Below are 13,034 nucleotides of genomic sequence, written 5' to 3' on the forward strand. Positions count from 1 at the left end.
CTGAACGGCGAGAGCACGACATTGTTGTTCGCACTATAGGGGTCCGTGCCGGTCAGGTCGGCCTGGGTGCGGGTGTAGCCGACGATGGCCATCATCGAGACCGGCGGGACGTAGTCCTTTTCGGCCTCGTCCTTTGTCGACGGAGAAGGCAGCGCCTTCACATAGCCGAGCATCTTCTCGTATTCCGCGCGCGCATCCTTGCCCGCCTGGGACGAGAACGGCGTCGTGCGGAATTCGCCGCCGCCGGTGGTGTAACCGAGCAGCTTGAACCTTCGGCCGTACGGGGTGAGTGCGGGAAAATCGGTATGGCAGGTGCCGCAGGGCTGCCCGGTCTGCCGCGCGAAACTCGGAAGCGCTTGCGCCGGCGGAGCAAAGCTAACCGTCAGAAAGCCGCTCGCAACGACGACGAACGCGATCGCAGCAAATACTCTGATGTTACCGAAGGGTCGGATGATACGACCGCCATCGCCCCGCATTGCGCGCTATCCCGTTGTTTACAGCGCTCCGTGCCGACGCACGAATCCTGAATCGAAAGTCGCTTACGGGAATGACGATAGTCCATGAATCGGGCGCGCGGCTAAGGCAATAGCTGGGACGATGCCGATTTCATAATGGCGCGACATTTTTGCAACAATTAGTTGTATGGACAACAAACAACGGCGCCGAAACATTCCGTTTCGACGCCCCCAATGCAATAAACTGGGCAGTAATCGATTGTTTTATCCCATCGTCTGCCCAGTGCAGTACTTTGTGGGCCAGATTCGCGAGAGTGGATTTGACCTGAATCAAATTGGTCCCGAAAAATTGAACTGGATCGAACTACCCGACGCAGCGTAACGTGATCCATCATCAAAAGGGCGGTCTTATGCGCATTCCAAGAGTATTGCTGGCAGCAAGCATCGCCATCGCGGCCTCCGCGACGGCGCAAGCGGAAGACAAGGGCAACGGTAAGGCCGACGTTTCCCAAGCAGAGCTCAAGGCCAAGACCGACTATTGCAAGACCTGCCACGGGTTGTCGGGGCAAGGCTTTCGCGGATCGTTTCCGATGCCGCGGCTGGCCGGACAGCAGCCCGAATATCTCGAAAATCAGCTGCAGGCGTTCATTGATCGCAGGCGGACCAACCCGGTGATGTTCAACGTGGCGCACGTGCTGAGCCCACCGATGCTGAAGGCTCTGGCCGAGCATTTCCGAGACCTCAACCCGAAGCCGCTTGGCGGGGCGCCAAAGGAGCTCGTGGCTGAGGGAAAGAAGATCTATGAGGACGGCATCCCCAAGGCCGAGGTTCCCCCATGTGCTTCCTGTCACGGACCAGAAGCCAAGGGCTCCGACGCATTTCCCCGCCTGGCAGGACAGCTCCATGACTACATTTTCAGGAAGCTGACAAGCTGGGACAAGGAGCGGGGCCAGGACAAGGCCAAGCCGGATAACTCGGCTATCATGGGGCCGATCGCGCACAACCTGACCGAAGCACAGGTCAGGGCCGTCGCGGCCTATCTCAGCTATCTGGAATGACGGCATCGTGACGCGCCGACGCGGGATGGCCTTCGCGAAGAAGCCCGCAAAGGCGGGACCGTCGTCACCATGACGAAATGCGCGGCGGGGACCTGCGTCGCCAAAGGAACCAAACCCTAGAGCGTTTTCGAGCGAAGTGGATACCGGTTCGCGTGAAGAAAACGCGTCAAAACAAAAGATTAGAGCGTCGGTTCTGATTTAATCAGAACCGATCTTGCTCTGAAGTCCCTCACTCGTATCGCAATGCCTCGATCGGATCGAGGCTGGCGGCCTTTCGCGCCGGGTAATAGCCGAAGAAGATGCCCACGGCGGCTGAAAACAGAAACCCGCCGGCGACGGCGGCCAGCGAGATCGGAGCCGGCCAGCCGGCAATCAGCGAGATCATCTCGGAAAACACCACGCCCACGATGATTCCGGCGATGCCGCCGGTGACGCTCAAGATCACCGACTCGGCAAGGAACTGCAGCAGCACGTGCGTCCTTCGCGCGCCGATCGCCATGCGCAGACCGATTTCGCGGGTGCGCTCGGTCACCGATACCAGGAGAATGTTCATGATGCCGATACCACCCACGATCAGCGATATCGATGCGACCGAGGCCAGCAGGAGCGCCATGATGCGGCTGGAGCCCTCGGCGGTCTCCGCGATCTGGCTCAGGTTGCGCACCGTGAAATCGTTGATGTCGCCCGACCGGATCCGGTGCCGCCGCGCCAGAATATCCGTGACCTGGCTGACCGCCGGCTGAACCTCGCTGGGCGCGGTGGCCTGCACATAGATCTGGTTGACGTAACCCATCAGCCGCTGCTGAAGATTGTAGGGATTGGGCGGCGGCGGATAGGCCCAATTGAGCGGCGCCTGCTGCAGGCTTGGCGCCGCGACGCCCAGCACCTTGCGTTCGGCGGTTGTGAACGGGATCATGACGACATCGTCCTGATCGGCTCCATAAGGCGTTTGGCCCTTGGACGCGAGAATGCCGATCACGCGCAGAGGCATGCTTTTGACCTGGACCACAGCGCCGAGCGGACTCTCATCGGCTCCGAATAATTGGCGCGTAACCGTCTGGCCCAGGACCACCACGAGAGCCGCGCCGCTGACATCCTCCCGGGAAATTCCTCGCCCGGTCATGATCCGCCAATTGGTGATCGGCGGATAGTTGGCGGTGACGCCCTGAATGCTCGTGGTCCAGTTCTGATTGGCATACCGGACCTGGCCAGACTGCCGTATCAGGTAACTGACGCTGCCAACCGCCGGAGCTTCCCGGCGCAGCGCCTCGGCGTCCACGACCGTGAGGGTGGAGGCACTGCCTTGTCCGCTCCGCATTCCGCCCATCGTGGTGGCGCCGGGGACGACCACCAGAAGATTGGTTCCGAGGCTCTCGATCTGCTTACGAACGGCTTCGTTGGCGCCTTGACCGACCGCGACCATCGCGATCAGCGCGGCAACGCCGATGAACACCCCGAGCATGGTCAACGCCGATCGCATCTTGTTGCGGGCAAGCGCCTGCAATGCCGCCGCGACGATCATCAACGCGAATGCCCGCACGGTGCCAGCATTGCCGGTTGTGGCGGCCGGCAGCGGGACAGAAGACAGCGCAGCCGCAGGCAATTCCCCGGTCAACGCGCTCTGTTGCGGCCGGATCGCCGGCTTTCGTTCGTCCAACACCACCTGTCCGTCACGCATGGTGATCACCCGGTCGGCGTAGGCCGCGATATCGGATTCATGCGTCACGACAATGATGGTAACCCCGCGCTCGCGGTTGAGCGATTGCAGCGTTGCCATGATCTCATGCGAGTTGCGGGTATCGAGATTGCCGGTGGGCTCGTCCGCAAGCAGCAGAATCGGATTATTGATCAAGGCACGTGCGATGGCGACGCGCTGCTGCTGGCCACCCGACAACTGCCCCGGCGTGTTGCGCTCCCGGTCGGCCAAGCCCATCAGTTTCAGCGATGCCCGCGCCCGTTCGGTGCGCTCGACGCGGCTCGACGTCCCTGCCGCCGCATAGAACAGGGGCAGCGCAACATTCTCGATCGCGCTGGTGCGTGCGAGCAGATTGAAGCTCTGAAAGACGAAGCCCAGCCGTTCGCTGCGGATGCGCGCCAATTCGGGCTCGGACAGCCCCGCGACATTGACTCCTTCCAGATAATATTCGCCGCTGGACGGCCGATCGAGACAGCCAAGCAGCGACATCAATGTGGACTTTCCGGAGCCCGACGATCCCATGATGGCAATGAATTCGCCGGGCTCGACAACCAGACTGACGCCGCGCAACGCATGCACGTCGACGTCGCCGACGTGATAGGTCCGCGTCACGTTCGAGACTCTGATGATTGGTTCCGGCATACCCTGGGTGCCAACGTGGTTCGATGGGAGGTCAGCGACCAAGACGCGGCATCACGGCTTGATTGGCGGCCGCGGCCTGCTCTGCGGTGATAACCAGATCGCCCGGCTTCAGATCACCGCTTACGATCTCCGTGAAGCTGTCGTCATCGAGCCCGGTCACTACGGCTACAGCCACCGGCTGTTCGTCCCGCAGAACCCAAACCCGGGCCTGATCGGAAACAGCGGCGCGCGGGAGGCTCCTTGGAACATAGCGGAGCGCCTGGTTCGGCACGCGCGTCACGTCGTTGCGTTGATCGACGACGATACGGCTGGCGGCCGTCAGGCCCGGCATCAGTGCAAGGTCTGAATTGTCGACGCTGATCACGATGTCGTAGGTCACGACGTTCTGCACGGTCTGCGGAGATTGGCGGACCTGAACGACCTTACCCTCGAATGTGCGTTTCTGGTAGGCGTCCACCGTAAAGGTTGCCTTGTCGCCCGGCTTGATGCCGCCGACATCGCTTTCGCTCACATTGGCGTCGACTTCCATCTTGGCGAGGTCGGTGGCGATGAGAAAGAGCGTCGGCGTCTGGAAGCTTGCGGCGACCGTTTGCCCCATCGTCACGTTGCGCGAAACCACGGTGCCATCGACGGGAGAAACGATGCTCGCATAGTCAAGATTGACCTGCGCCGCATCGAGCGCGGCCTGGCGCAACTGGATCGTCGCTTCGTCAAAGGCAATTTGAGCCAAAGCCTGGTCATGCGCGTTCCTGGCATTGTCGTACACGTCCTGGGACACCGCGTGCGTCTGTATCAGGTTCGCGTAACGGGCAAGCGCGAGCATGGTGTAGGCCTCGTTCGCCTTGTCTTTTTCGAGTTGCGCTTTCGCGACGGCCAACTCCGCTTTTCTCTGATCAACGACGGTCTGATAGGGACGAGGATCTATCCTGGCGCAGACTTGTCCCTTTTTGACCTTGGTGTTGTAGTCGCAATACAGTTCCTGGATAATTCCGGAAACGGCCGCGCCAACGATGATCGTTAGCTCCGGGTTCACGGTCCCCGTTGCTGTCACCGTCCGCGTCACCGCACCCTTCGCAACCTGCGCGGTCACGTAGTGAATATTGTCGCGTTCGCCCAGGACCCACCATGCCGTCGTCGCGATCGCAGCGACCAGCAGCGCCGACAGCCCGGCGATCAACCAATACTTTTGCAAGCGAGGTGTGTGCGTCTTCGGGGGTACGGCCTGAGGAGCCGGAAATGGCACCAGCCTGCTTGGCGCCCTGGACTGATTGGCTTCCGCGGAAATGCGTTCGTCGACCACGTTGACCTGACTTTCCGCCGACCTCACGCTTCACTGCGGGCTCGCCAGTTATCTGAGGTCCGCGCAACGTGGGTTGGCACTCCGAAATGCTCCTTTGCGCAATGTGTCCTTTGCCGCCAACAACGTCTTGATTTACGTCAAGGATATTTCCCGATCTGACCATGATTTGCCGCGTATCCGCGAGCGGGTCGCATCAGGCCGGCGTTCTCTCAAATCGAAACCTGTCGCCCGATCTCAACCACCTGATCGCTGGGCAGGCTGAAAAAGTCGCTGACATGGACGGCGTTGCGCTCCATCACGGCGAAGAACCGCTCCTGCCACGCCGGCAGGCCCAGGCCGTCCTCGCGGCCGACCACCGTCTCATGGCCGACATAATAGGTGACGTCGTTGAGATCGATCGTGCAGCCCAGCGATTTGCTGGCGGCGAGCAGCTCGGGAATGTGGGGACGCTCCATGAATCCGAAACGCGCTTCGGCACGCCAGAAATTCGGCGCGACCTCCTCGATTCCGATGCGGTTGCTGGATGACACCCACGGCACCGACTGGATGTCGACGCGCAGCACAAAGATATGCTCGTGCAAAGCGCGGTTATGCCGGACATGCCAGACCATCACTGGCGGCGTGTCGCGCTCGGTTCGGGTCAGGAACACGGCCGTGCCGGGGACACGTGGAATTTTTCTTGCGGCAAGGTCGGCCAAGAATCCCGCCACAGGGATCAGCGCTTCGTGCATGCGCATCGATATCGCGGCCGCGCCGCGGTGCCAAATCCACATCACGCCGTAGACCGAGATGGCCAGCAGCAAGGGCACGTACCCGCCTTCGGCGATCTTGGTGACGTTGGCGAGGAAGAAGGCACTGTCGACGACCAGGAAACAGGCCGCGACGGAGCCGGCAGCCAGCATGCTCCAGCCCCAGATCTCGCGCATCGCGATGAAGAGCAGCGCCGAGGTCATCAGCATCGTAGCCGAAACCGCGATGCCATAGGCCGCCGCCAGATTGTCCGATTTACCGAACGCGATGGTCAGGCCGACAGTCACGATCATCAGCAGCCAATTGACGACGCCGACATAGATCTGACCGTAACCTTCCGAGGAGGTCTGCTTGATCCGCAATCTCGGCAGCCAGCCAAGCTGGATCGCCTGCCGCGTCATCGAGAAGGCGCCCGTGATGATCGACTGGCTGGCGATGATGGTGGCGACCGTCGCCAGCACGATCAGCGGGATCAGCAGAATTTGGGGACAGAGCCGGAAGAAAATGTTGCCTTCCGTCGGCGCGCCTTCAAGCACCAGCGCCGCCTGACCGGCATAGTTCAGGATCAGGCTTGGAAACACGATCGCGAACCAAGCCAGCTTGATCGGCCCGCTGCCGAAATGGCCCATGTCGGCATAGAGCGCCTCGGCGCCGGTGACGCAGAGAAACACCGCGCCCAGCACCAGAAAGCCGGTCAACCCGTGGGAGAACAAATAGGTCAGGCCGTAGACGGGACTGAGCGCGGCGAATACGGTTGGGTGCTGCACAATGCCCGAAATTCCCATCGCGGCCATGGCGGCGAACCAGAGCAGCATCACCGGGCCGAAGAAGCGGCCGATGGCCGCGGTTCCCTGTGACTGAATCGCAAACAGCGCGACCAGGATCGCGACCGCGGCCGGCACCACATAAGGCTGCAGCGCAGGCGTCGCCATGTTCAACCCTTCCAGCGCCGACAGCACCGAGATCGCAGGCGTGATCGCGCCGTCGCCGTAGATCAGCGCCGCGCCGAACAGGCCGACGGCCACGATGGTCGGCCGGTTTTGCTTCTTCACGCCCAGTAACGCCATCAAGGCGAGGATGCCGCCCTCCCCGTCATTGTCGACGCGCATGGCGAACGAGACATATTTGATGGTGGTGATGACAAAGAGCGTCCACAGCACGAGCGAGAGCGCGCCCAGCACGGTTGCGGGATCCGTCGGGACTTCGGCGGTGCCAAGCACGGTCTTGAAGGTATAAAGCGGGCTGGTCCCGATATCCCCGAACACGATCCCGAGCGCCGACAGTCCCAAGAAGGGCAGTTTGCCCTGCGGTGCCTGTCGCGCCTCGCCGGAGGGCCGCGTTGGATCTTCGCTCACGTGTGGCCGCCCAATGAAGAGAGTGATTTGTCAGCGGGAAATCAGCACCGAGGAACCGGACCGACACCCACCATCGATCGCCCTTCTTACAAACTATCGGCTCCGATTACGACAACCAAACGACTGTGTTATACCTCGCTCATGCGTTCGGGCACCTGCCCGTCGGCGGTGGCGATCAGATGTCTCGGCACCAATAGCAGGGTCGGCAGGATCAGCGCGTAGACCACCGTGATCGCGATGACGCAAACCGTAAAGCCGGCGTAGTGATCGTACAGCGTCGTGCCGAGAATATCGCCAAACCGCGAGACCACGAAATAAAGGCTGCTCGACATCATCAGCATGGTGCCCTGCAAGCCCCTCGGGCAGGAGCGGATGATCAGATCCATATAGGCGCCGGTGGCAACCCCGCCCATCAGGCCGATCGGTACCGCTGCGATCAGTGCGCCCGTCACCGAATGAATGAACAGCAGCGGAACCATCTGTGGAACGGCGACGACCGTTCCCCAAAACAGCAACGTCTTCAGGGCAAAGCGGCGGCAGAGAAATCCGTACACGATGAAGGTCGGAATGAAGGAGGCGGCAAAGATGGCGTTCCACTGGCCCCATTGGGCGTCGGTGGCATGCAGCGTGTTCTGAAGATGATACTGCAGCGGCGTCGCCGAGCCCGGCGCGAAATTCCACAACAGCCAGATCAGCAGCGCCGGATAGATGCGCCACTGCCCGAACAGCCTCCTGATGTCGTTCACCGGATGCACGTCGCCGCCACGTTCGGCGTGAACATGCTCGAACACGACCTTCGGCTTCCACAGGGCAAACAGGCTGACCGCGGTCATGATCGCGGCGCCCGCCAGAAACAGGATACGCGCGGCGGAGTCGGCGTTCCTGTCTTCGAGCAGGCTGGAGAGCATGCCGCCGATCAGCAGGGCCGCGACTGTCGGGATCGAGGCGAACACGTTCCACGCCGCGCTGATCTGGCCGGTCATCGCGTGCTGCTGGCCAATCGTCGATGTCAGCCCGTTCTGGGCGCTGGCGACAAAGAGGAACGAGGTGGTCAGCACCACCACCGCAAGCAGCAGCGTCGAATAGGTCATCGGCGCCACGGCAAAGCAGAGATAGAGCAGCGCGCAGATGCCGCCGAACAAGAGCATGAATCCACGATCCCTCATCCCAAGCGGATTCCACATGTCGCGGATGAAACCGAATACAAAGGACAGATAGAGCGGGATCGCCGCGATGAGACGGAAATGCGCGACCTGGTGCGCCTCCAGATGCAGCCTGTTCTTGAGAAAAAAGCTGATGGGAATGTCGATCAGGCCTCCCGACGGCCCGCCGAAGGCCAACAGAACGATCAGGATGCCGAGATAAACAAAGATGCCGCGCCGGACCGAAGGCGGCAAGACGTCGGGAGCGGCGGTGACGGCGGCGGCCTCAGCGGCGGGACGGTCAATCGTCATCAGGCGCGAACGGTCCTTGGAATCGGTGATGAAGCACCGTACCGGCCCGAGGCGTAACTTGATAGTGAATGTGCCTGCTGGCCCCCGCCCTAGACCAGTCCGAGCTCCGCCGGGTGGACGCCGGCGAAGATCCGCTGAACGCTGGCGGCTTCGAGCCCGAACATGCGCTGGAGCAGCCCTGCGAACATCGCGCGGTAGTCGGTCAGAACCGGATAATCGCGGTTTTGAAAAAGCGTGGCCTGCTCGACCTTGACCTGTTCACCGACGATGCGGCCGCCATTGATGCCGCCGCCCATCACCCAATAGACGCTGCCGTGACCGTGATCGGTGCCGCGGTCGCCATTCTCGCGGAAGGTGCGGCCAAATTCGGAGATCACGACGACGACGGTATCCCGCCATCCCGCCGGCCCCACCTCTTCGGAAAAGCCCGCCAGCGCGCGGCCAAGTTCGCCCAGGCGATCGGCGAGGTAGCCGGTCGCAGCACCCTGATTGACGTGGGTATCCCAGCCTCCGACATCGACGAAGCCGAGATTGAACTGCTCGCGCATCAGCCGGCCGATCCGCCGCGCCGACAGCTCGAATCCGCGCGGCGAAACCGCGCCGCGATTGGCCGCGGTCATTTCCTCCGATATCGAACGGTAGACGTCGTCGCGAATCCGAAAACCCTCCGAGACCGAGGAGGCAAGATCGGTCTGCGCATACATGTCCTTGATGAGCCGGGCCTGGCGATCGTCGACGCCGGGCTTGCCCACGCTGCTGATTCCGATGTTTGCAATCTGGGATTTGCCGCGAAAGATCAGCGGAAGCTGGTCGGTAAAGGAAATCGGCTTGACGCGCGTGAGTTCGGCCGCGAGCCGGCTCATGAAACCCGAACGATAGTCGCGCGAGCCGCCGGCCGACTGGCCGAGCTCGATCGTATCCTGGGTCTCGAAATGGCTCCGCGTCAGATCATCGGAGGTGCCCGCGAAAGGCACAAAGGCAATCTCACGCTTGGCCCACAGCGGATAGATGCTGTCGCGCAGTGCCGGGTGCAGTCCCCACTCCGCGCCGAGCGACAAGGCGGCGTTTGGATTTCCGGTGTCGGGTCTGGCGATGCCGAGCGTCGGCCGCGAACTGTGATAGAAATCGCTCGATACCGGCACCACGACATTGGCGGCGTCGTAGGCGCCGCGCAAGAACACAACCAGCAGCCGCGCATCGGTGGCCGGTGCGGCCCAGACCCGGCCAGCTACCGTCAGCGGAGCCAGGCTTGCAAACGCCTTGATCAGATCACGGCGATTCATGGATAGCGATCCCTTTGCTACGCGGTTCAGCGCATGAACTCAGGCGACGACAAAAACAGCGTATTCCAGTCCTGAGGAGAAATCGCCTGATCGAGTGCGGCGAGCGTGGTCGGGCCCAATGTCTGGCGCAATCCGTTGAAGTAGAGCGAATTCTGAATCAGCGGAAACGCCGGCTGATCGACCGCGTCCGGGACGTCCGGCTTGAACAACCCGGCGGACCCCGAGCCGATCTGGCGTGCGATCTCGAAGCGCAACGTCATTTGTCCCGGCCCGTTCCAGGAAGCTGACGTCATCGCATAGCCGTCCGGCGTCTCGTGGTTGAACAATCCTTCGCCAAGGCGGTTCAGCCAGTTCTGGATCGGCTGCGTGTTGAGGATCATCTTGCCGTCATAGGCCAGCCGGACGGCCGAGAACACGTAGTGCACGGGATCCTTGAATTTGACCCCGGGCTTCAACGAGGCGGTGAATTCCGGCGCATGCACCATGGCGGAAAGCACCGCGGCGATATCGCCGTCGGTCGACTTGAAGGTCTGCGCCATCTTTTGCACCAGCGCATCCGGCGGATTGTCCGAAACGAAATAGGTCGCGATCTGCTTCGACAAATGCGTCGTTGTCGCCGGGTGGTGAACGAGAATATCGATCGCCTCCTCCACCTCGGCCAGTCCCCGCCCCCTGATCGCATGTCCGAGGAAGGTCTTGTCGCCATAGTCGTGCCGCGCCGGATTGAATTCGAAGGCGCCTTCGCGCACGAGCTGCGATTGGAGCTCCGGCTTGAGCTTGGGATCCTCTGGCTTCACGTCGATGCCGACGCCGGTCAGGATGCGTGCCAGCGCCTCGACATCGGCTTGCGTATAGCCTGAGCCGACCCCCATGGTGTGCAATTCCATGATCTCACGGGCGTAGTTCTCGTTGAGATGGCCGGCGGCGTTATCGGTATTGTCGAGATAACGCAGCATGGCCGGATGGTGCAGCGTGGCGACCAGCAGATCGCGGAACTTGCCAAGCGCGTGGGCGCGAATGGCGCGGTCCTCATAGTCGCCGACCAGGATGCGAATGTTGGCCTTGTATTGATGCACGTTGAAATGGTTGAACCAGAACCAGGCCATGCGTTCACGCAACTGGTCCGGCGCATAAAGCGCGCGCAGCACGGTGCGGCTTGCAGCCTGTTTGCCCCGATCGTTCATCGCCTGCTGATAGACCTGCTGGGCGGCTTTCTTCTGATCGGGATCGGCCACCTGATTGGCGCTCTTCGCCTGGCTCTCGAAGGCCGCCAGGATGTCGAAGGGAAGCTTGTGAACGTCAGCCATCACCTCGATCTGCGATCGCACGCCGTCGGGCAAGGCGGCATTGGCGGCCGGATGCAGTTGCTCGGTAAGCCAGCGCTCGGTGCCGATCGCCTGCAGATGCGCGGCACTCGAGGCATTGATACCCCAGGTGAGGCGGTCCAGCAGAATCATGTCGTGCGGAGCCAACTCGGCGGCGCTGGCGGCGGTGGCGCCAAGGATTCCGGCGGCCGCGACAAGCGCGGCGCAGCCAAAACCAAACGCGGCGCAGCCGGAGGAAAGTGCGATACCGCCCGGCGAATGGGCCGGCCGGCCGCGGCGGGAACTTTTGGGGTCTGTCGGTTCCATCGAATTTTGCCGGTCGTGCAACCTTTCGGTCGCGCGCAACGCTTGCGCAGCGCGTTTCCTGCCGGACAATCTGGCGCAACGCGCATGAATAGGTTCTGAACAAAAAGCATAGAATAATGGCGGGAACGTTGCCTCCCGCCATCAATATTGGATAACGGCTCGAGGCCGCCGTCAGCGCAACAGCTTGAATGCGCGCTCGTCGTAGAGTGCGCCGCTCATCGGCTGCAAGTCCTGGCGGAAGGCCGCCGCGGTCTTGGTCGAGATCCAGGCATGTTTGTCCGCAAGCGAATCCCAGCTTTCGACCACCGTGAAATGATTCTTGCGGCTGATCTGGACCAGATCGTCGAAACGGCGATTGCCCTTGGCCGTCCTGCCCTCCTCGACAAAGCCTTTGACCTTGGCCGTACCGGGCTCGACCTGCGTCGGGATGACATCGACGTGGGTCAGGATCACGACCGGATCGCCCGATGCCGGCGTCGACGGACCGACCGAAAGGGCCGAGTGAATGCGCTCGTCATAGGCCGCGCTTTGCAGCGGCGCGAGGCTTGCGCGAAATTTGGTCGCGGCGTCGGTCGCGGCAAAGGCCTGCTTGGCGTTGAGTGACTGCCACTGCTCGATGAGGGCGAAGTGGTTGGAATCGGAGATGCGCTGAAGCGCGTCAATTTGCACGGCACCGGAAGCTTTCCTGGCTTCGCCGGCGTAGGCGAGAATCAACTTCCCCGCCTCGGAGGCCGCGCTCGGCGCAACTTCGGTGTAGGTCACGATATAGACGGGCTGGGCCGCGTCTTGAGCGAATGCCGTTTGGCCAAGAAACAGAAAGCCGGCCATGATTACAACAGCCGCCATAGCATAGCGATGCATTTGGGATTTCCTCCGGAAAAAGACGGATGAAGCCTCATTTGAGGTCTCCTTTTATTGACGGCCCCCGCAGTCCGTCATGCATGCGGGGTTTTTGACGTCGGGGCGCGGGTCGCGAGCGCAACACGTTTCGGTTCGACAACTTGATCGCAACGAGCCTGCCCGCGTCAAGAGTGGCGTTGGCTGAAAGCAGCCGGTTCGGCCAGGGAATGCAGGCCGGCCAGGCGCGAAAAGCCTCAGGCGGTCTTGGCGGCCGCGACAAAATGCAGGGAAAACTGCGCGCCGCCCAGAACCCTGTTCTGCACCTCAACGGTCGCGCCATGCAATTCGGCAATGCGCTGCACGATGGAGAGCCCGAGCCCGGTGCTTCCCTGCTGGTTGCGGTCGCGGCGCCAGAAGCGCTGAAAGATCAATTCCCGTTCTTCACTCGAAATTCCGGGGCCGCGATCCATCACGGTCACGGTGCCATCCTCCTCGACGACGAACTCGACAACCGTATCCCTTGGCGCGTGCTTGATGGCGTTCTCGGCGAGATTGCGGATCGCGCGCTTC

9 protein-coding genes and 1 pseudogene are annotated in these 13,034 nt (G+C 61.9%); 1 reads left to right on the forward strand and 9 read right to left on the reverse strand.

The window, feature by feature from the left end:
• A pseudogene (locus E8A46_RS25535) lies at positions 1–476 on the reverse strand (cytochrome C); the annotation flags it as partial.
• A 389-nt stretch (positions 477–865) separates the two neighbouring features.
• Between E8A46_RS25535 and E8A46_RS25540 the strand changes: the two are divergent.
• Complete coding sequence (locus E8A46_RS25540) at positions 866–1,513, forward strand: c-type cytochrome (protein ID WP_291567160.1); 648 nt, start codon at positions 866–868, stop codon at positions 1,511–1,513.
• Positions 1,514–1,742: 229 nt separating this feature from the next.
• Here E8A46_RS25540 and E8A46_RS25545 read toward each other — a convergent pair whose 3' ends face one another.
• The 8 genes from E8A46_RS25545 to E8A46_RS25580 form a co-directional block, all read right to left on the reverse strand.
• Positions 1,743–3,821: an ABC transporter permease gene (locus tag E8A46_RS25545; protein ID WP_291567162.1), complete on the reverse strand. Its 2,079-nt coding sequence runs from the start codon at positions 3,819–3,821 to the stop codon at positions 1,743–1,745.
• Positions 3,822–3,882: 61 nt separating this feature from the next.
• Positions 3,883–5,151 carry an efflux RND transporter periplasmic adaptor subunit gene (locus tag E8A46_RS25550; RefSeq protein WP_291567165.1) on the reverse strand — a complete coding sequence of 423 codons (1,269 nt, stop codon included), beginning with the start codon at positions 5,149–5,151 and terminating at the stop codon, positions 3,883–3,885.
• A gap of 209 nt (positions 5,152–5,360) precedes the next feature.
• Entirely contained in the window at positions 5,361–7,256 is a 1,896-nt protein-coding gene (locus tag E8A46_RS25555; protein ID WP_291567167.1) for a potassium transporter Kup, read from the reverse strand.
• 128 nt (positions 7,257–7,384) lie between these two features.
• A complete protein-coding gene (locus E8A46_RS25560) occupies positions 7,385–8,710 on the reverse strand; it encodes an MFS transporter (RefSeq protein ID WP_291567169.1) in 1,326 nt (441 codons plus the stop codon).
• Positions 8,711–8,799: 89 nt separating this feature from the next.
• Entirely contained in the window at positions 8,800–9,993 is a 1,194-nt protein-coding gene (locus E8A46_RS25565; RefSeq protein WP_291567171.1) for a DUF1501 domain-containing protein, read from the reverse strand.
• Positions 9,994–10,019: 26 nt separating this feature from the next.
• Positions 10,020–11,624, reverse strand: coding sequence for a DUF1800 domain-containing protein (locus E8A46_RS25570; RefSeq protein ID WP_291567173.1), 1,605 nt, complete (start codon positions 11,622–11,624; stop codon positions 10,020–10,022).
• Positions 11,625–11,795: 171 nt separating this feature from the next.
• Positions 11,796–12,485 carry an antibiotic biosynthesis monooxygenase gene (locus tag E8A46_RS25575; RefSeq protein WP_291567175.1) on the reverse strand — a complete coding sequence of 230 codons (690 nt, stop codon included), beginning with the start codon at positions 12,483–12,485 and terminating at the stop codon, positions 11,796–11,798.
• 233 nt (positions 12,486–12,718) lie between these two features.
• Positions 12,719–13,034 (reverse strand): ATP-binding protein (locus E8A46_RS25580; protein WP_291567177.1); only part of this gene is annotated, 316 nt, incomplete at its 5' end.

This window comes from Bradyrhizobium sp. (assembly GCF_004799445.1).
In the GTDB taxonomy this organism is placed as follows: Bacteria; Pseudomonadota; Alphaproteobacteria; order Rhizobiales; family Xanthobacteraceae; genus Bradyrhizobium.